Origin of the sequence: Streptomyces sp. NPDC060209, from assembly GCF_042728155.1 — a bacterium.
Taxonomy (GTDB): domain Bacteria; phylum Actinomycetota; class Actinomycetes; order Streptomycetales; family Streptomycetaceae; genus Streptomyces.
The window spans coordinates 1-20,034 of the sequence record NZ_JBHWZS010000148.1; the positions used below are offsets into that span (position 1 = coordinate 1).

General features: G+C 70.3%; 14 protein-coding genes. 11 read left to right on the forward strand and 3 right to left on the reverse strand.

Features of this window, described 5'->3' with window-relative positions:
- Positions 1-40: 40 nt before the first annotated feature.
- Positions 41-1,252: a trypsin-like serine peptidase gene (locus ACFWFI_RS25360; protein ID WP_387394340.1), complete on the reverse strand. Its 1,212-nt coding sequence runs from the start codon at positions 1,250-1,252 to the stop codon at positions 41-43.
- A 340-nt stretch (positions 1,253-1,592) separates the two neighbouring features.
- Here ACFWFI_RS25360 and ACFWFI_RS25365 point away from each other — a divergent pair, with 340 nt between their 5' ends.
- The 5 genes from ACFWFI_RS25365 to ACFWFI_RS25385 are packed head-to-tail and all read left to right on the forward strand — an operon-like array spanning position 1,593 to position 9,612.
- Entirely contained in the window at positions 1,593-2,984 is a 1,392-nt protein-coding gene (locus tag ACFWFI_RS25365; RefSeq protein WP_387394342.1) for a diaminobutyrate--2-oxoglutarate transaminase family protein, read from the forward strand.
- Positions 2,985-3,012: 28 nt separating this feature from the next.
- Positions 3,013-4,935, forward strand: a complete 1,923-nt coding sequence (locus ACFWFI_RS25370; RefSeq protein ID WP_387394344.1) for an IucA/IucC family protein — start codon at positions 3,013-3,015, stop codon at positions 4,933-4,935.
- Between the two features lie 31 nt (positions 4,936-4,966).
- On the forward strand, positions 4,967-5,683 hold the full coding sequence (locus ACFWFI_RS25375) for a GNAT family N-acetyltransferase (protein ID WP_387394346.1): 717 nt from the start codon (positions 4,967-4,969) through the stop codon (positions 5,681-5,683).
- A 60-nt stretch (positions 5,684-5,743) separates the two neighbouring features.
- Positions 5,744-7,594: an IucA/IucC family protein gene (locus ACFWFI_RS25380; RefSeq protein ID WP_387394348.1), complete on the forward strand. Its 1,851-nt coding sequence runs from the start codon at positions 5,744-5,746 to the stop codon at positions 7,592-7,594.
- A 50-nt stretch (positions 7,595-7,644) separates the two neighbouring features.
- Positions 7,645-9,612, forward strand: coding sequence for an ATP-dependent DNA helicase (locus tag ACFWFI_RS25385; RefSeq protein WP_387394350.1), 1,968 nt, complete (start codon positions 7,645-7,647; stop codon positions 9,610-9,612).
- 164 nt (positions 9,613-9,776) lie between these two features.
- On the opposite strand, the gene lexA is transcribed toward ACFWFI_RS25385, so the two are convergent.
- Positions 9,777-10,574 (reverse strand): transcriptional repressor LexA, encoded by a 798-nt coding sequence (gene lexA / locus ACFWFI_RS25390; protein WP_387394352.1) that lies wholly within the window; start codon positions 10,572-10,574, stop codon positions 9,777-9,779.
- A gap of 535 nt (positions 10,575-11,109) precedes the next feature.
- On the opposite strand from lexA, the gene nrdR reads away from it, so the two are divergent.
- Entirely contained in the window at positions 11,110-11,625 is a 516-nt protein-coding gene (gene nrdR, locus ACFWFI_RS25395) for a transcriptional regulator NrdR (RefSeq protein ID WP_387394354.1), read from the forward strand.
- A 156-nt stretch (positions 11,626-11,781) separates the two neighbouring features.
- Positions 11,782-14,691 (forward strand): vitamin B12-dependent ribonucleotide reductase, encoded by a 2,910-nt coding sequence (locus ACFWFI_RS25400; RefSeq protein ID WP_387394356.1) that lies wholly within the window; start codon positions 11,782-11,784, stop codon positions 14,689-14,691.
- Positions 14,692-14,912: 221 nt separating this feature from the next.
- On the opposite strand, the gene ACFWFI_RS25405 is transcribed toward ACFWFI_RS25400, so the two are convergent.
- Complete coding sequence (locus tag ACFWFI_RS25405) at positions 14,913-15,437, reverse strand: TerD family protein (protein WP_387394358.1); 525 nt, start codon at positions 15,435-15,437, stop codon at positions 14,913-14,915.
- Positions 15,438-15,639: 202 nt separating this feature from the next.
- Between ACFWFI_RS25405 and ACFWFI_RS25410 the strand changes: the two genes are divergently transcribed.
- The 4 genes from ACFWFI_RS25410 to ACFWFI_RS25425 all read left to right on the forward strand — a co-directional run bounded on the left by ACFWFI_RS25410 (position 15,640) and on the right by ACFWFI_RS25425 (position 19,939).
- Positions 15,640-16,245, forward strand: coding sequence for a YdbC family protein (locus tag ACFWFI_RS25410; RefSeq protein ID WP_387394360.1), 606 nt, complete (start codon positions 15,640-15,642; stop codon positions 16,243-16,245).
- 92 nt (positions 16,246-16,337) lie between these two features.
- Positions 16,338-16,997 (forward strand): histidine phosphatase family protein, encoded by a 660-nt coding sequence (locus ACFWFI_RS25415; protein ID WP_387394362.1) that lies wholly within the window; start codon positions 16,338-16,340, stop codon positions 16,995-16,997.
- A gap of 12 nt (positions 16,998-17,009) precedes the next feature.
- A complete protein-coding gene (locus ACFWFI_RS25420) occupies positions 17,010-17,921 on the forward strand; it encodes an ADP-ribosylglycohydrolase family protein (RefSeq protein ID WP_387394364.1) in 912 nt (303 codons plus the stop codon).
- A 245-nt stretch (positions 17,922-18,166) separates the two neighbouring features.
- Entirely contained in the window at positions 18,167-19,939 is a 1,773-nt protein-coding gene (locus ACFWFI_RS25425; RefSeq protein WP_387394366.1) for a DUF4153 domain-containing protein, read from the forward strand.
- The last annotated feature ends 95 nt before the right edge of the window (positions 19,940-20,034 follow it).

Consider the following 20,034-nt stretch of genomic DNA (forward strand, 5'->3'; position numbering starts at 1 on the left):
GTACGGCGCAGGCCGTACCGGGGGCCGACGGCCGTGGGGGCTACTGCGCCGCGTACTTCTTGCTCACGGCCTCGTAGACGCCCTTGGCCTCCTTGCCCAGGCGCGGGCCGGCCAGCCAGCCCGCCGTGACCGGGCCGATGGAGGTGTTGGAGACCAGCGCGGGCTTACCGTCCTGGCCCTTCGCGACCCAGCCACCACCGGAGGAACCGCCGGTCATCGTGCACCCGATGCGGTACATCGTCGGCTGCTTTTCGAAGATGGCCAGGCGGCCCGGCCCGTCGGTGCACTGCAGCGCCTTCTGGCCGTCGTAAGGCGGGGCCGCCGGATAGCCGGTCGCCGTCATGCTGTCGATCTCCGGGACGGCCGGGGCGTCGAATTCGACCGGGAGGGCCGAACCGACGGTCTCCTCCAGGGACTTGCCCGTCGAGCCCTTCTCCGGAGCGACCTGCAGCACCGCGAAGTCGTACGGAGCGCCCTGGCCGCCGGTCGCGGCGCCCTGGTTGATCCACTGCTCGGAGGTCTGCGCCCACTGGCCCCACCACAAGCCGTACGGAGCGACCTCCTCCTTGGACGCGTTCTGCAGCTCGGCCGTCGACATACCGCTGTCGTTGTACGAGGGGACGAAGGCGATGTTGCGGTACCAGCCGCCGTTCTTGCCCGCGTGCACACAATGCCCGGCGGTCCAGACCATGTTGGACTTGCCCGGGTGGGCCGGGTCCTGCACCACGGTCGCCGAGCAGACCATCGAACCCTCGGGGCCGTCGAACAGGAGCTTGCCGGACTCCGGCGCGCTGTCGTTGTACGGCGTCTGCAGGTTCGCGGCCTCCACCGGTGCGGGGGTCGGATCCGTCACGCCCTCGTCGCCGGAGATGTCGTTGTCGACGGGGTTCTCCGGGGGCTTGTCGGCCTCCCGCATCCGGTCCGGGTCCCAGAGGTCCTCGATGATGGGATTGACGTAATCCTTGGCCTCACGCAGCCATTTGTCCTTGTCCCAGTTCTTCCACTCGCCGTTCCGCCACTTGTCGAGGTCGATCCCGTGCTCCTTGAGCCGGTCCTTGAGATCGTCCGGGATCGTGACCTTCCCGTCGGAGGACTGGCCGGTGGAACTGCTCGGCTCGCTGATCGCGCCGTCCTCCTCCGGCCCGCAGGCGGTGGCGGTGAGCGTCAGGACAGCGGCGAGGGCGGCTGCGGCGAACACCCGAGGGGTGCGACGGGCGCTCCCCCCGCGGTGTGCGGTATCGGTCGGGCGCATGGGTCGCATCTGGTGATCCCCCTGGGACTTCGTCACTGACTTCGGTACTGCACTGCGGACTTGGGGTGCGCGGCACGGAGCTGCGGGCCACGGCGCACACCCCCGGAGCGGCGGCTCCGTCCCGAGTGCGGCCCCTACTATGCCGGTGCCGATGGGGACGGCGCGCGGCAGGGCCACGGTTCCGCCTGCGCAAGGATCTTCCGATTTACCCGTGATCTCCCGCCTTCCCCGTCGTTGGTATGTACGGGGGACACCCGGACGGCGTTCATCGGCGCTGTCCGCCCTCGGTGGGCCGTGCGTATGCGCAACGCAACTGTTACAGCAGGAGGAACGAACAGCCGTGGCCGTGACCGAACCAGCTCCGGTGGGACTTCCCCCTGCGCACGAAGGGATTCTGCGGCGTCAGGCACTACGTGAATCGGCGGCCCGCACCTATGCGCGGTCCCTGCCGATCGTGCCGGTACGCGCGCGGGGCATGACCATCGAGGGCGCGGACGGCCGGCGCTATCTCGACTGCCTGTCAGGGGCGGGCACACTGGCCCTCGGCCACAACCACCCCGTGGTGCTCGAGGCCGTCAGAAAGGTCATCGACTCCGGCGCACCGCTGCATGTGCTCGATCTCGCGACGCCCGTCAAGGACGCCTTCACGACCGAGCTGTTCGCCACCCTGCCCCGGGGGCTGGCCGACAACGCCCGGATCCAGTTCTGCGGTCCGGCGGGCACGGACGCTGTCGAGGCCGCGTTCAAGCTGGCCCGGGCAGCGAGCGGACGCAGCGAACTCCTCGCCTTCACCGGCGCCTACCACGGGATGACCGCCGGTGCCCTGGCCGCTTCGGGCGGCGCTCCTGACGTGAGGGTGACGAGGCTGCCCTTCCCGCAGAACTACCGCTGCCCCTTCGGGATCGGCGGAGAGCGGGGCGCCGACATCGCCGCGCGCTGGACGGAGTCCCTCCTGGACGACCCCAAGGGCGGTGTCCCGGCTCCGGCCGCCATGATTCTGGAGCCGGTCCAGGGCGAGGGCGGGGTGAATCCCGCCCCGGACGGCTGGATGCGCCGGATGCGTGAGATCACCCAGGAGCGTTCCATCGCCCTGATCGCGGACGAGGTGCAGACCGGAGTCGGCAGGACCGGCACTTTCTGGGCGGTCGAGCACAGCGGTATCGTGCCCGACGTGATGGTGCTCTCGAAAGCCATCGGCGGTTCGCTGCCCCTCGCGGTGATCGTCTACCGCTCAGAGCTCGACCTCTGGCAGCCGGGTGCCCACGCGGGCACCTTCCGGGGCAACCAGCTCGCCATGGCGGCCGGTGCCGCGACTCTCGCGTACGTGCGGGAGAACCGGCTCGCCGAACGCGCGGGGACGCTGGGCGCGCGCATGCTCGCCAGGCTCCAGGCGCTGGGCGCGGACCACCCGAGCATCGGCGACGTCCGGGGCCGCGGTCTGATGATCGGCATCGAGCTCGTCGACCCCGAGGCCGAGCCGCTGACCGTCACCGCCGAGAACGGCTCCGCCCCGCCGCCCGACCCCGCCCTCGCCGCTGCGGTGCAGCAGGAATGCCTGCGCCGAGGCCTCATCGTCGAACTCGGCGGACGTCACAGCGCCGTGGTCCGACTGCTCCCTCCCCTCACCCTCACCGACGAACAGGCGACGGCGGTCGTGGACCGCCTCGCCGACGCGCTGAGAGCGGCCGAGCGCTCGCCGTACCGCCGGGCCGCTGCCGGGCCGACCCGCTGATCCCGGACCCCTCACAAGGAAGACCGCCGTGAACCCCACCCCTGCGCCCGAGGCCGACGGCCCCCTCACCAGCCAGCAGCGAGGACATGACCTGCCGGAGGGCCCACTCGCCGTCGAGTCGACGACCGTGCCGCGCCAGAAGGCCGGTCCGTACGGAACCCCGCGTGCCGGGGCGGACACCCCCACGGGCGCCGTCCCGGTGGACGGCCCCGGCCACACGGAGCGGGACCCGCTGGACCATCCGGATCCGCTCCGGGCCGCGGACTCGGCCGGTACGGAGAATCTGCTGCGCTGCTGGACCAGGGAGAACGACCTGCCCCGCCCGCAGGGAAGCACCCTGCGCATCCCTCTCCCCGCGAGCGGCACCGCACTGATCGTCCCGGTCGCCCACTGGTCCGCGACAGGGTGGCACCGCTTCGGGACGCCGGCCCTGGAGAACGCGCCCGCCGGCGCCCCGGGCGTCGACGCCGTCACCGTGGCCGCGCTGCTGAGCCGTGAGAGCGATCGGAACTCCGGAGTCGATCTGGTGGCCAGGGTCGCCGACTCCGTGCGGCACACGGCGGCCTTCATCGCGGACCGGCGCCGCACACCCAGCGCGTCGTCCGAGGCGGACCTCTTCCTCACGGCCGAGCAGTCCCTGCTCCTCGGCCACCCCTTGCACCCCACGCCCAAGAGCCGCGAAGGTCTCTCCGAGTCCGAGACACTGCTCTACTCACCCGAGCTGCGCGGCTCCTTCCCGCTCCACTGGATGGCCGTCGACCGCTCCGTGCTTGCCACGGAGTCGTCGTGGACGAAGGCCGGCAGGCCGGTCCCCGCGGAGGCGCTCCTCGCACCCCACGCCGAAGGACTGAGCCTCCCCGAAGGGTGCGCGGCCCTCCCGCTCCACCCTTGGCAGGCCGCGGAGGTCCTGCGTCGCCCCGAGGTCGTCGCCATGTGCGAGAAGGGCCTCCTTCACGACCTCGGCCCGCACGGGGAACGCTGGCACCCCACCTCCTCCGTCCGCACCGTGCACCGCCCCGGCTCCGACCTCATGCTGAAGCTGTCGCTGGGCGTACGCATCACCAACTCCCGCCGGGAGAACCTCCGCAAGGAACTGCACCGCGGAGCCGAGGTCCACCGTCTGCTGCGCACCGGACTGGCCGACCGGTGGCAGGAGGCCCACCCGGGCTTCGACATCGTCCGGGACCCCGCCTGGCTGGCGGTCGACCACCCGGACGGCAGCCCCGTCCCCGGCCTCGACGTGATGCTCCGCCACAATCCGTTCGGCCCGGCCGACGACGCGGTGTGCATCGCCGGACTCACCGCCCCCCGCCCGTGGCCCGGCCGTCCGGGCACGCACTCGCGGCTCGCCGACACGGTCTCCTCACTGGCCGCCCGCACGGGCAGGACGACAGGGGCCGTGTGCGCCGAGTGGTTCCTGCGCTACCTCGACCGCGTCGTCCTCCCCGTCCTCTGGCTCGACGCCCACGCGGGCGTCGCCCTGGAGGCCCACCAGCAGAACACTCTCGTGATCCTCGACGCGGACGGCTGGCCCGTCGGCGGCAGGTACCGCGACAACCAGGGTTACTACTTCCGGGAGTCCCACCGGTCCGCGCTCGAGCGCCGGCTGCCGGGCATCGGTGCGGTCAGCGACACCTTCGTCTCGGACGCCGTCACCGACGAGCGGCTCGCCTACTACCTCGGCATCAACAACGTGTTCGGTCTGATCGGAGCATTCGGCTCCCAGCGGCTCGCCGACGAGAAGCTGCTGCTCGCCGCGTTCCGCCGTTTCCTCGAAGGCGCTGTCCCGCTGGGCTCCTCCCTGCCGGCCTACCTCCTGGAAACCGGGCAGCTGCGCTGCAAGGCCAACCTGCTGACCCGGATGCATGGCCTCGACGAGCTCGTCGGGCCGGTCGACACGCAGTCCGTGTACGTCACCATCGCCAATCCGCTCCGCAGCGACAAGGCATGACCGTCTGAACCCACGAGAGGAGAGCGTCACGGTGCATCAAGCCGATGCCCACACCGAGACCGGTGCCGTCCCGCCCGACGCCACCGGCACCGAGGACACCCTGGAGCTGCGGCTCACAGAAGAGCTCCTCGCCCTGCTCGGTGACCCCCCTGCGGCAGCCGCAGGGGCCGACGCCTCCGCTCTCGTCGGCGACCCCGGAGGCTGGAGCCCGGTCACCACCTCCGCCGGAGTGTTCCAACTCGTCACGGTGCAGCCCGAACGCGATCTGGCGGTGATCAGCCGCTGGATGAACGACCCTGCGGTCGCTGCCTTCTGGGAGCTCGCCGGGCCGGAGGCGGTCACGGCCGCCCATCTCCGCCGGCAGCTCGCAGGGGACGGCCGCAGCGTCCCCTGCCTGGGGGTCCTCGGCGGTACGCCCATGAGCTACTGGGAGATCTACCGGGCCGATCTGGACCCGTTGGCCCGTCACTACCCGGCGCGTCCCCACGACATGGGGGTCCACCTCCTCATCGGCGGTGTGGGCAACCGCGGGCGGGGCATCGGGACCGTGCTGCTCAGGGCTGTCTCGGACCTCGTGCTCGACAACCGTCCGCTCTGCGGACGTGTCGTCGCGGAGCCGGACCTGCGCAACACCCCCTCCGTGTCCGCCTTCCTGAGCGCCGGCTTCCGCTTCTGCGCGGAAGTGGACCTTCCCGACAAGCGAGCGGCCCTGATGGTCCGCGACCGAGCCCACCGCGAACACCTGTGAACGACTCGCCGTACCGCACAGCCCGCTCGAACCCCATCGGTCCCACCCGGAGGAGTCCCCGTGCCGACATATCCTGCGAGCCATCACCCGACGGAGCCCCGTACGCCGCTCGAAACACCGGAACTCAACCGCACGGCCTGGGACCGGGCGGCGGCGAGGCTCCTCGCCAAGATGCTCGGTGAGTTCGCCTACGAGGAAGTCATCGAGCCCGCGCCCCGGACCGACGACGGTGCGGGGCGGACCGGCGACTACACCGTGCGGCTCGACGACGGCGCGAACCTGAGCTTCCACGCCCGTCGTGGTGTCTACGGCAGCTGGCGCGTCGACCCCTCGACGATCCGCGAGGTCACCGGCGAGGACATCGGGGGCAAGGGCGCCCCCTTCCGCGACCCGCTGCGATTCCTCGCCCGCGGCCGCCGTCTCCTGGGAGTCGACGGCGCGACGCTCGGCCACCTGATCCGTGAGCTCACCGCGACACTCACCGCCGACGCCCGCCTCGACCACACCGCGCTCCGTGCGGCACAGCTCGCCGAGCTACCCTACGCCGAGCTCGAAGGCCACCAGACCGGGCACCCCTGGCTCGTGGCGAACAAGGGCCGCATCGGGTTCTCCGCCGCCGACACCGCACGCTTCACACCGGAAGCCCGGTCGGTCACCGCACTGCCCTGGATCGCCGTCAGCACCCGCATAGCGGGCTACCGGGGAGTGGGCCGTGTCGCCACCCCCGAAGACCTCTACGACCAGGAACTCGACCAGGACGTCAGGGAATCCTTCACCACGATCCTCCGCGGACGCGGGCTCGACCCCGCCGGCTATCTGTTCCTTCCCGTACATCCGTGGCAATGGGACGAATGGGTCGTCCCGCTCTTCGCCCCCGCGATCGCGGACGGCGACATCGTGCCCCTGCACGCCGACGGCGACCTCCGGCTGCCGCAGCAGTCCATCCGCACCTTCACCAATGTGGGGCGGCCCGACCGGCACTCGGTCAAGCTGCCCCTGTCGATCCTCAACACCCTCGTCTGGCGGGGGCTGCCGACCGAACGCACGCTCGCCGCCCCGGCCGTCACCGCGTGGGTCCAGGGAATCTGCGACGGCGATCCGTTCCTCCGCGAAACCTGCGGCGTCATCCTCCTCGGGGAGGTCGCCTCGGTGGCCGTCGAGCACCCGCTCTACGACCACCTCCCGGAGTCGCCGTACCAGTTCAAGGAGATCCTCGGGGCGATCTGGCGGGAGCCCCTCCAGCCGCGGCTCGCCCCCGGCGAACGCGCCCGTACGCTGGCCTCGCTGCTGCACACGGACCCTGACGGCCGTTCCTTCACCGCCGAGCTCGTCGCCCGCTCGGGACTGACCCCGGCCGCCTGGCTGACCCGGCTCTTCGCCGCACTGCTGCCGCCGCTGCTGCACTTCCTGTACCGCTACGGCACGGTGTTCTCCCCGCACGGCGAGAACGCCATCGTCGTCTTCGACGAGAACGACGTACCCGCACGCCTCGCGATCAAGGACTTCGTCGACGACGTGAACGTCAGCGCCCGGCCGCTGCCCGAGCACGACACGATGCCCGCGGACGTCCGCGACATCCTGCTCACGGAGGACCCCTCCTTCCTCACCCAGTTCATCCACTCCGGGCTCTTCGTGGGCGTCTTCCGCTATCTGTCCCCACTCTGCGAGGAGCAGCTGGACGTACCGGAGGATGAATTCTGGTCACTCGTCCGTGCCGAGATCCTGAGGCATCACGCCCGCTTCCCGGACCTCAAGGAGCGGTTCGAGATCTTCGACATGCTGACGCCGACGATCGAGCGCCTGTGCCTCAACCGCAACCGTCTGCATCTGGACGGCTACCGCGACCGGCCGGAGCGCCCGCACGCCGCAGTCCACGGCACCGTTCCCAACCCGCTCCACCCCTCGGCGTGAGTCCGGGACCGATCGATGTTGTCAGTGGGGCGCCGTAGGGTGGACGCGCTATGACGAAGCCATCTCTCCCCGAGCTCCTCCACGCCGCCGTCACCGCTGTCGGCGGTACGGAACGGCCCGGCCAGGTCTCCATGGCCGAGGCAGTGGCCGAGGCCGTCGACGACAACGCCCATCTGCTCGTCCAGGCCGGCACCGGCACCGGCAAGTCGCTCGGGTACCTGGTGCCTGCGCTGGCCCACGGTGAGCGGGTCGTGGTGGCCACGGCGACGCTGGCCCTCCAGCGCCAGCTGGTGGAGCGGGACCTTCCGCGTACGGTCGACGCGCTGCACCCGCTGCTGCGCCGTCGGCCGCAGTTCGCGATGCTCAAGGGCCGGTCGAACTACCTCTGTCTGCACCGGCTCCACGAGGGGGCGCCGCAGGACGAGGAGGAGGGGCTCTTCGACCAGTTCGAAGCGGCGGCGCCGTCGAGCAAGCTGGGCCAGGACCTGCTGCGCATGCGCGACTGGTCGGACGAGACGGAGACCGGCGACCGGGACGACCTGACGCCGGGTGTCTCGGACCGGGCCTGGTCCCAGATCTCTGTCTCCTCGCGTGAGTGCCTCGGCGCCACCAAGTGCGCGTACGGCGCCGAATGCTTCGCGGAGGCGGCTCGTGAGCGGGCCAAGCTCGCCGATGTCGTCGTCACCAACCACGCCCTGCTCGCGATCGACGCGATCGAGGGCGCCCCCGTGCTCCCCAAGCACGAGGTGCTCATCGTCGACGAGGCCCATGAGCTGGTCTCCCGGGTGACCGGGGTGGCCACCGGCGAGCTCACTCCCGGCCAGGTGAACCGAGCGGTGCGCCGTGCGGCCAAGCTGGTCAACGAGAAGGCGGCCGACGCCCTGCTGACCGCGTCGGAGGGCTTCGAGCGGGTCATGGAGCTGGCACTCCCGGGGCGCCTCGAAGAGGTACCGGAGGACCTCGGCTATGCGCTGATGGCCCTGCGTGACGCCGCGCGTACGGTGATCTCCGCCCTCGGTGGCACCCGGGACAAGTCCGTCCAGGACGAGGACGCGGTACGCAAGCAGGCCATGGCGTCGGTCGAGTCCATCCACAGTGTCGCGGAGCGCATCACGCAGGGCTCGGAGTACGACGTCGTCTGGTACGAGCGCCACGACCGCTTCGGGGCCTCGGTCCGGGTCGCGCCGCTGTCCGTGTCCGGGCTGCTGCGCGAGAAGCTGTTCGCCGACCGCTCGGTGGTGCTGACCTCGGCGACGCTCAAGCTCGGCGGTGATTTCAACGGGGTCGGGGCATCCCTGGGACTCGCCCCCGAGGGCACGACGGGCGACGACATCCCGCAGTGGAAGGGCCTCGACGTGGGCTCGCCCTTCGACTACCCGAGGCAGGGCATTCTCTACGTCGCCCGGCACCTGGCCACGCCCGGGCGGGAAGGTTCCCGCACCGACATGCTCGACGAGCTCGCCGAGCTGGTGGAGGCGGCGGGCGGCCGCACCCTGGGGCTGTTCTCCTCCATGCGGGCGGCCCAGGCAGCAGCCGAGGAGCTTCGCGGCCGGCAGGACAAGCCGATCCTGCTGCAGGGCGAGGAGACGCTCGGGGAGCTGATCAAGAACTTCGCGGCGGACCCCGAGACCTGTCTGTTCGGGACGTTGTCCCTGTGGCAGGGCGTCGATGTCCCCGGCCCGAGCTGTCAGCTCGTGGTCATGGACCGGATCCCGTTCCCCCGGCCCGACGACCCGCTGATGAGCGCCCGCCAGAAGGCGGTCGAGGAAGCCGGCGGCAACGGGTTCATGGCGGTGGCGGCGACCCATGCGGCGCTGCTGATGGCACAGGGCGCCGGGCGGCTCGTCCGGGCCATGGGCGACAAGGGCGTGGTCGCGGTGCTCGACCCCCGGCTGGCCAACGCCCGGTACGGGAGCTATCTCCGCGCCTCGCTGCCCGATTTCTGGTACACCACGGACCGCAACCAGGCGCGGCGCTCGCTCGCGGCCATCGACGCGGCGGCCAAGACCGCGCAATGAGCACAGGGCGGGCCGTCGGGGTGTATCTCCGGCGGTCCGTCGTAGGACCTGCCGGGGACAGGTCCTACGACGGGCCCTGCCAGGCTCTGCGGACGGCGCGGACGCGTCAGGGCCCCGGGATCGGCGCAGAGATCCCGGGGCCCAGTCCGGCCCGGCGGTGGTGATCACACCCGCCGCAGCACCGCCACGACCTTGCCCAGGATCGTCGCCTCGTCACCGGGAATCGGCTGATAGGCGGAGTTGTGGGGGAGCAGCCATACATGGCCGTCCTCGCGCTTGAAGCGCTTGACCGTGGCCTCGCCGTCCAGCATGGCTGCCACGATGTCGCCGTTCTCCGCGACGGGCTGGCGCCGGACCGTGACCCAATCCCCGTCCATGATCGCTGCCTCGATCATCGAGTCTCCGACGACCTTCAGCACGAAGAGCTCGCCGTCACCGACGAGCTGGCGGGGGAGCGGGAAGACGTCCTCGACGGACTCCTCGGCGAGGATCGGCCCACCGGCGGCGATCCGGCCGACCAGCGGCACATACGAGGCCGCGGGCTTCCCGGTGGTGTCGGTCGCCTGTGTGCTGGGCTGGTCCGAGCCCCGGACCTCGTAGGCACGCGGCCGGTGAGGGTCGCGGCGCAGGAAGCCCTTGCGCTCCAGAGCCATCAGCTGGTGGGCGACCGACGAGGTGCTGGACAGCCCCACCGCCTGGCCGATCTCGCGCATCGACGGGGGATAGCCCCGGCGCTGTACGGAATCCCGGATCACCTCGATCACACGCCGCTGCCGGTCCGTGAGCCCCGAGCTGTCCGCCCGGATTCCTGGAGGGCGGCCGGGCAAGGAGCGCGCGGGTCGCGTGGGCTCCGGCCCCTCCGCGTTCATGACTGAGTCATTCATGGCATGCACCGGCTCAAGTCGGCTCTGGGAGCGGTGGTCCTGGGCAGTGATGGTGGCACTGTCTGCGGTGGTGGTCACGTCGGCCCCTCTCGAATGGTCTCCCTAGTTAGGCAACGGTAGTAGCTTTCGAAAGGTTGCGCCAAACACACGTTCGAGTGAAAAACAAATAAAGGGCTGTCGCGGGCTTACCGAGAGGTGTATGAGCTGATGCGGTGGACCGGAATCGAGCGACGGCTCCCGGGGGCCACGCTAACGTTCCGCCGGTCCGTCCCCGCGTGCGGGGGTGCGTCCCCGGCGCACTGCGAGACGCTCTCCGGGGCCTCGCCCGGGTCTGCCGCCGGGCGGCCCCGCGGCCTCGCCGGTCGCTCGTTTCCCGTACCCTCGTGCCGGGCCGTAGGCTGCCTCCCGGCCCTCGGGGAAGCGCGACACGCGCGGGGGGCAGAGGTGGAGCAAAACCCTAGATGTAGTGGTTGTACTGCTGTCGCCACCCACAAGTAGTGGTCCCCGGTCCGTCGGGGTCGAGTTCATCGCCTATGCTTGTGACTGTCCTCAGGGGCCCTGAACAGGGCACAGAGGGCTATTCAGTCGTGCTGTGAAGGAGGGTTCGGAGAACATGCACTGCCCCTTCTGCAGGCACCCCGACAGCCGGGTCGTGGACAGTCGCACGACGGACGACGGGACGTCGATCCGACGGCGTCGCCAGTGCCCCGACTGCTCCCGTCGCTTCACGACGGTGGAGACCTGCTCGCTGATGGTGGTCAAGCGCAGCGGCGTGACCGAACCCTTCAGCCGAACCAAGGTCATCTCGGGGGTCCGCAAGGCGTGCCAGGGCCGCCCCGTCACCGAGGACGCCCTGGCGAAGCTCGGCCAGCGGGTCGAGGAGGCCGTGCGGGCCACAGGAAGCGCCGAGCTGACGACACACGACGTGGGACTGGCCATACTCGGCCCCTTGCAGGAACTCGACCTCGTCGCGTACCTGCGTTTCGCATCGGTGTACCGGGCGTTCAACTCGCTCGAAGACTTCGAGGCCGCTATCGCGGAGCTCCGCGAACAGCGGCCCCGTGCAGAGCAGTGCGGGAGCGGCGAGACCCTCGAGGTCCCCGCCCCCGCCGCAGCCGCCGCTGATTGATCACCAAGCCGGCCGGCAGGGGCGGCGGAGCCGGCGGCAGGCGGCACCAGACCTGTTCCGAGACGCTGTGCGTGGCGTCCGGAGCATCAGACACACACTGTGCCCTGGGAAGAACTGGGCACTTCAGGGCGTTTTTGCCCACATATGGGAGGCGGCATGACAGAGACGGCGAGCGGCCCGGCACGAGGTTCCCGCACCAAGGGAGCCAAGTCGACTGCGACCAAGCAGGGCCTGCGCATCGAGCGCATCCACACGACCCCCGGCGTGCATCCGTACGACGAGGTCGTGTGGGAGCGCCGTGACGTCGTCATGACCAACTGGCGCGACGGCTCGATCAACTTCGAGCAGCGTGGCGTCGAGTTCCCCGACTTCTGGTCGGTGAACGCGGTCAACATCGTCACCAGCAAGTACTTCCGGGGGGCTGTCGGCACGCCGCAGCGCGAGACCGGTCTGCGACAGCTGATCGACCGAATCGTGAAGACGTACCGAAAGGCCGGCGAGGACTACAACTACTTCGCTTCCCCCGCCGACGCCGAGATCTTCGAGCACGAGCTGGCCTACGCCCTCCTGCACCAGATCTTCAGCTTCAACTCGCCGGTCTGGTTCAACGTCGGAACGCCCCAGCCGCAGCAGGTCTCGGCCTGCTTCATCCTGGCCGTCGACGACTCCATGGAGTCGATCCTCGACTGGTACAAGGAAGAGGGCATGATCTTCAAGGGCGGCTCCGGTGCCGGCCTGAACCTGTCCCGCATCCGCTCCTCCAAGGAGCTGCTCTCCTCCGGCGGCAACGCCTCCGGCCCGGTCTCCTTCATGCGTGGCGCCGACGCCTCCGCAGGAACGATCAAGTCCGGTGGTGCCACCCGCCGCGCGGCCAAGATGGTCATCCTCGACGTCGACCACCCGGACATCGAGAACTTCATCGAGACCAAGGTGAAGGAGGAGGAGAAGATCCGCGCCCTGCGTGACGCGGGCTTCGACATGGACCTGGGCGGCGACGACATCACGTCCGTCCAGTACCAGAACGCCAACAACTCGGTCCGCGTGAACGACGAGTTCATGAAGGCCGTCGAGGCCGGCGGGAAGTTCGGCCTGCGCGCCCGGATGACCGGTGACGTCATCGAAGAGGTCGAGGCCAAGTCCCTCTTCCGCAAGATGGCGGAGGCCGCGTGGGCCTGTGCCGACCCCGGCATCCAGTACGACGACACCATCAATCAGTGGCACACCTGCCCGGAGTCCGGCCGCATCAACGGCTCGAACCCCTGCAGCGAGTACATGCACCTGGACAACACCTCGTGCAACCTGGCCTCGCTGAACCTGATGAAGTTCCTCAAGGACGACGGCGAGGGCCACCAGTCCTTCCAGGCCGAGCGCTTCGCGAAGGTCGTCGAGCTGGTCATCACCGCGATGGACATCTCGATCTGCTTCGCGGACTTCCCGACCCAGAAGATCGGCGAGAACACCCGCGCCTACCGCCAGCTGGGCATCGGCTACGCCAACCTCGGCGCCCTGCTGATGGCCACCGGGCACGCGTACGACAGCGACGGCGGCCGTGCGCTCGCTGGCGCCATCACCTCGCTGATGACGGGCACGTCCTACCGGCGCTCCGCCGAGCTCGCCGCAGTCGTCGGCGCGTACGACGGCTACGCCCGCAACGCCGAGCCGCACCAGCGCGTCATGAAGCAGCACTCCGACGCCAACGCCGTGGCCGTCCACGTCGACGACCTGGACTCGCCGGTCTGGGCCGCCGCCACGGAGGCCTGGCAGGACGTGATCCGCCTCGGCGCGAAGAACGGCTTCCGCAACGCCCAGGCCTCGGTCATCGCCCCGACCGGCACCATCGGTCTCGCGATGTCCTGCGACACCACCGGCCTCGAGCCCGACCTCGCCCTGGTCAAGTTCAAGAAGCTCGTCGGTGGCGGCTCGATGCAGATCGTCAACGGCACGGTGCCGCAGGCTCTGCGCCGTCTCGGCTACCAGCCGGAGCAGATCGAGGCGATCGTCGCCCACATCGCCGACAACGGCAACGTGATCGACGCCCCCGGCCTGAAGACCGAGCACTACGAGGTCTTCGACTGCGCCATGGGTGAGCGTTCCATCTCGGCCATGGGCCACGTCCGGATGATGGCGGCCATCCAGCCGTGGATCTCCGGCGCGCTGTCCAAGACGGTGAACCTGCCGGAGACGGCCACCGTCGAGGACGTCGAGGAGGTCTACTTCGAGGCGTGGAAGATGGGCGTCAAGGCGCTCGCGATCTACCGCGACAACTGCAAGGTCGGCCAGCCCCTCTCCACCAAGAAGTGGGAGGAGAAGAAGGACGAGGTCACGGCCAAGACCGAGGACACCATCCGTGCCGCGGTCGAGAAGGTCGTCGAGTACCGCCCGGTCCGCAAGCGTCTGCCCAAGGGCCGTCCCGGCATCACCACCAGCTTCACGGTGGGAGGCGCCGAGGGCTACATGACCGCCAACTCCTACCCGGACGACGGTCTCGGCGAGGTCTTCCTGAAGATGTCCAAGCAGGGCTCCACCCTCGCGGGCATGATGGACGCCTTCTCGATCGCTGTCTCGGTCGGTCTGCAGTACGGCGTGCCGCTGGAGACCTACGTCTCCAAGTTCACGAACATGCGCTTCGAGCCGGCCGGTATGACGGACGACCCGGACGTGCGGATGGCGCAGTCGATCGTCGACTACATCTTCCGCCGCCTGGCGCTCGACTTCCTGCCGTTCGAGACGCGCTCCGCGCTCGGTATCCACTCCGCCGAGGAGCGTCAGCGCCACCTCGACACCGGTTCGTACGAGCCCGAGTTCGGGGACGACGACCTCGATGTGGAGGGCCTGGCCCAGTCCGCTCCCGCGCCTGTGGAGCCGCTGAAGGTCGTCGCCCCGCCCGCGGAGAGCGTCGCGGAGAAGCCGGCCCCCAGGACCGCGCACACCTCGGCCGAGCTGGTCGAGATGCAGCTCGGCATCAGCGCGGACGCGCCGCTGTGCTTCTCGTGCGGTACGAAGATGCAGCGCGCCGGGTCCTGCTACATCTGCGAGGGCTGCGGCTCGACCAGCGGGTGCAGCTGACACTGAGCGGATCCGCACCGGACGAGACATCCGGTGCGGTCCGCACGGGTAGCTGACCAGCAGCTCACGAAGGGGACCGGCCGACGGCCGGTCCCCTTCGGCCTGCCGTCACGCTGAGCCGTCGTGGTCTCGGGATTCGCCGTGCGGGCGCCGGTGGCGGAGCAGCACGACGCCGTTTCCGAAGGTGTGGGTGCCGGGCTGCCGCCCGCCGGGTCTCGGCCTCAGTGGTTCCCCATCGTGGCGGCGAACGAATCAGGATCGCCGTCGAAACCGCGTACGGCCCCGCGGAAGCCCCAGGAGCCCGAGGCGTCCCGGACGAATTCCGCGACGACCGCGGCGGTGGCGGCCCCCACCGCCGAGAAGTCGTCCTCCGACAGATTCGTGTAGCCCTCGCGGATCTGCACGGCCGTGTGTTCTATCTGGCCGAAGGTCTTGTGGCCGTCCCGCTGCTGGATGGCCACGCCGACCACGACCCTCGCGTACGCGTCCGACAACCGGTCCAGTTCGAGCGTCATGACCTCGTCGAAGCCGAAGCCCTGCCCCGTCCGGCTGTCCCGGTTCAGCGTGATCGTCCCGTCCGGCGACCTGCTGTCGAAGTGCACGAGATAGGCGGGACTGCCGTAGGGCGCGTCCGTCCCGTACGTGGCCGCGATGATGTCGAGGTCGTTGGCGGGCTCACCGACGGCGCTGGGGTCCCACTTGACCCTCACTTCGACCTTCTCGATGTCCTTGTTGGGAGTGCTCACCGGACGTGCCTCCTCGCTGCTGGACCGACGGACCTCTTCCATCCTCAGATCATGTCCGTAACTGTCCGTGGAACCAACCGCGTTGGAAACGGGCGTCACATTCGGGCCATGGTGTGGCCGAGGATGTGCGCTGCCGGTGCCTGTCGGCACCGGTCCGTCCGGAGCGTGACCCGCGACACGCCGGGCGCCGTACGATGGCGCAGTGCTGGTCAAGTGGATTCGCTGCACCGTGGTGGACCGCCGCGGTTTCGAGCGGGAGCAGCGGAAGTGGGCGGGACTGCTCGGCGAGCCGGGATTCCGGGCGCAGAGCGGCGGGTGGAGCCGAGGGCGGCCCGAAGTCGCCCATGTGTTCGCGTTCTGGGAGAACCGGGTCTTCTACGACTCCTTCATGGCCCGGGGGCACGACCGGCTGGCCGCCGCACAGTCCGGCATGTACAAGGACATGCAGGTCAAGCTCTTCGAGTACCGCTTCGATGTGAAGACCGGTTTTGAACCGGATTTCACCGACGCGGACTTGGTCAGGGTCGCTCACAGCCGGGTGTACGAGGACCGTGTCGACCACTTCGCACTCACGCAGCAACGGGTATGGAACCCGGCAATGGCGGGTTCCCCCGGGATGCTGCGCGGAGTCTTCGGAGAAGCCCCGGGGCGTGAGTTCCTGGTGCTGTCGATGTGGCAGTCGAGCGCCGAACGCGGCAAGTACCGGCCCGAGAGTATCGCCCGGCTCTCCGCGCGGGCGGAGACCGAGCGGGATGTCGAGTCGCTCACCGGGGACGTGGTGCAGCTCGAACCGTCGTGGACGGTCTGACCCGCGCGCCTGCGGCCGTTTCCTTGGTCACATACGCCCGATGGGGCCCGCACAATTGCTCGATCGCACCGGACGGCATCTAGGGTCGGTACATGGCACGACCGCAACGCATCGTTCTCGTCCGGCACGGTGAGTCCGAGGGCAATGCCGACGACACGGTCTACGAACGCGAGCCCGACCACGCGCTGAGACTCACCGCGAAGGGCCTGAGCCAGGCGCGCGCGACGGGCTCCCGGCTGCGTGAGACGTTCGGTGACGAGCGTGTGAGCGTCTACATCTCGCCCTACCGGCGCACTCACGAGACGTTCAGGGCGTTCGGCCTCGAACCGGAGAACGTGCGAATCAGGGAGGAGCCCCGGCTGCGCGAGCAGGACTGGGGCAACTGGCAGGACCGTGACGACGTCAGGCTGCAGAAGGTCTACCGGGACGCGTACGGGCACTTCTTCTACCGCTTCGCGCAGGGTGAGTCCGGGGCCGACGTGTACGACCGGGTCGACGCGTTCCTGGAGAGCCTCCACCGCAGCTTCGAGGCGCCCGACCATCCGCCGAACGTCCTGCTGGTCACGCATGGGCTGACCATGAGGCTCTTCTGCATGCGCTGGTTCCACTGGTCGGTGGCGGAGTTCGAGTCGCTGTCCAATCCTGGAAACGGCGAATCCCGAACGCTGCTGCTGGGTGAGAACGGCCGCTACACGCTCGACCGGCCCTTCGAACGGTGGCGCACCCCTGAGCCGTACGGCATCACCGGATAGAGTGGCAGGGCGATGACCGCTGACTCCGCTTACGACCGCTTCGAACGCGCTCTGGCCAGCCTGCGTGGACTGTCCGTGGGAGATGCCCTCGGCTCCCAGTTCTTCGTCCCGGCCAATTACCCCCTGCTCAAGAACCGGGACCTGCCGCCTGCCGGCTGGCAGTGGACCGACGACACCGAGATGGCCTGCTCCGTGCTCGCCGTGCTGGCCACGCACGACCGGGTCGACCAGGACGAGCTCGCCCACTCCTTCGCCCGGCACCACGACTTCGACCGGGGCTACGGCCCCGCGGTGAACCGCCTGCTCAGGCTGGTCAGGGAAGGCGGCGACTGGCGGGAGCTGGCGTCCTCCCTCTTCCAGGGCCAGGGCTCCTGGGGGAACGGTTCGGCGATGCGTATCGCACCGCTGGGCGCCTGGTACGCACACGACCCGGAGCAGGCCACCCACCAGGCCGAGATCTCTTCGTACACCACCCATCAGCACCGCGAAGCCGTGGTGGGGGCCATGGCCGTCGCGGCGGCCGCCGCCCTCGTCGCCGCGCCCGGAGGGCCGCCGACGCCGGAGGGCCTGATCGACGGTGTCGTCGCCCTCGTACCGCGCAGCGCGGTCGGTGCCGGGCTGCGCAGGGCGCGCGACATGCTCGACTACCGGGACGCGGGGACGGTCGCGGCGGTGCTCGGCAACGGCCGCCGTACGAGTGCGCACGACACGGTGCCGTTCGCCCTCTGGTCGGCGGCGCGGAGCCTCGGCGACTTCGAACAGGCCTTCTGGGTGACGGCGCAGGCGGGAGGCGACGTGGACACCACCTGCGCCATCGTCGGCGGAATCGTCGCCGCGGAGCCGGCCGGCGCCCCTCCGGCCGACTGGCTGGCCCGGACCGAGGAACTGCCCGACTGGGTCCCCGTGGCTCCGGTGGGTCGCTGACCGTCGGCCTGAGGCCGGACCGGCGCCTGCGCCTGCACCTGCGCGGGCCGTGACCACGGCCCTGCCCGTTCCACTGTCACGGTCCTGCCACAGGGGCGGACCCAATCGGTCGAACAGCCCGGGCGGGACTTACTCTTTCGGCCACGCCGCCCTCATCGATCTTGGTGGGCGTGCGCCTAGAGACGCCGGGGCCGCCGCGCCGCGATGTGGCCGTGCGAGCGGACCTCGGTGGGGGGAGGGGTCCCATGTCCGATCAGTCGTCCGACGCGTCCAGCCGGCCCGGCGCGTCACTGGAGTCCGGTGAAGCGGCGGGGGCCGCGTCAGGCACCGTGCCCGAGCCGGTGTCCGAAGGTCCCGGCCGGGCGAAGGCCGCAGAGGAGAAGCCGGCGCGGGCCTCCACCCGGCCGGTACCGGCGCAGAACGCCGGCCCGGAAGTGCCGAAGGTGCCCGCCTATCTCCAGGCGCAGCCACGGCCGGACGTCTGGCTGCGCGGAGGGCATCAGCCGCCGCCCGGTGTGCTGACCCGGCTGCGCCCTCCGTCCCCGCCCGTGATCGGTCCGGGCACGCTCTGGTCGGTTCTCGCCACGGCCCTGCTCAGCGCCCTGCTGCTCGGCGACGGCCTGGGGGCCAACCTACTGATCGTGGCCGTTCCCGCCGCCCTGGGAGCCTTCTTCGCCGCGCGCTCGGCAGCGCGCAGGCTTCGGCCGTGGACCGCCGTCTGGGCAGTGGGCGGCCTGGCGCTCCTGGCGATCCCCGCCCTCCGGGAGGCGGGGTGGCCGGTCTTCCTCGCCGTCGTGTCGGCCCTCGCCCTGGGCTCGCTCGCCCTGCACGGAAGCCGCAGCTGGCCGGGCGTGCTGCTCGGGTCGCTGGGGCTGTTCCCCTCGGTGGCGGCCGGGGCGCGCTGGGGGTGGCGCGGGGTGCGCGTCCGCGCGGACGACTCCCGCGGCCGGGTGCGCACCGCTGTGCGCACCACGGCGGTGGCCGTCGTGCTGCTGATCGTGTTCGGCGCGCTCTTCGCCTCCGCGGACGCCGCCTTCGCCGATCTGCTGGGCGACCTCACCCCTGACGTGTCGATCGGTGACAGCCCCTGGCGCGCCTTCCTCTTCGCAGTCGGGCTCGTCGGAGCACTCGCCGCCGCGTACAGCGCCGCGGCGCCGGTGCGCTGGGACGGCATCACCGTCCGCCCGGGCAAAGCCAGGAACAGGGCGGAGTGGGCACTTCCGCTGATCGTGCTCAACCTGCTCTTCGCCGCCTTCATCACACTCCAGCTCGTCGTCCTTCTCGGCGGGTACGACAAGGTGCTGGAAGAGACGGGCCTGCCGCTCGCCGAGTACGCCCGGCAAGGCTTCTGGCAGCTCCTCTGGGCCACCGTGCTGACCCTGCTCGTCATCGCGCTCGCCCTGCGCTGGGCACCGCGGGGCGGACCGGGCGACCGGACCCTGGTCCGGAGCGTTCTCGGCGCCCTGTGCGTACTCACGCTCGTCGTCGTGGCCTCCGCGCTGCGCCGCATGGACCTCTACGTGGACGCTTTCGGGCTGACCCGGCTGCGGATCTCCGTGGCCGCTGTGGAGCTCTGGCTCGGAGTGGTGCTGGTCCTCATCCTCGCGGCAGGCGTCTTCGGCGCCAGGCTGCTGCCGCGCGCGATCGCCGTGAGCGCAGCCGCCGGTGTGCTCGCCTTCGGGCTGGTCTCGCCCGACGGGCTGATCGCCGAGCAGAACGTCCAGCGGTACGACGCTGACAAGACGATCGACATCGACTACCTCAAGGGGCTCTCCGCGGATGCCGTACCGGCCCTGAACACACTGCCGGAACCGCTGAGGTCCTGCGCACTGGAGAACTTCGAGCGCGACCTCGCCCGCCAGGAAGCTCCGTGGTACTCGTCCAGCTGGGGCGAAGTCAGGGCCCGGGACATCCTGGAGAAGCACCCCGCGCAGAACCACGGGACCGAGTGCTACAGCCTCGGCCAGGAGAGCGACGAGCGGGACGGCTACGAGGAGGACTCGTACGACCCGTACTGAGCGGTGCCGTCCCGGCCCGGGCCCCTGATCTCCGGATCCGTGGCCCGGGCCGTGGTTCCGAGTGCGCGTGCGGGCCACTTCCCGGAGGAGTGGCC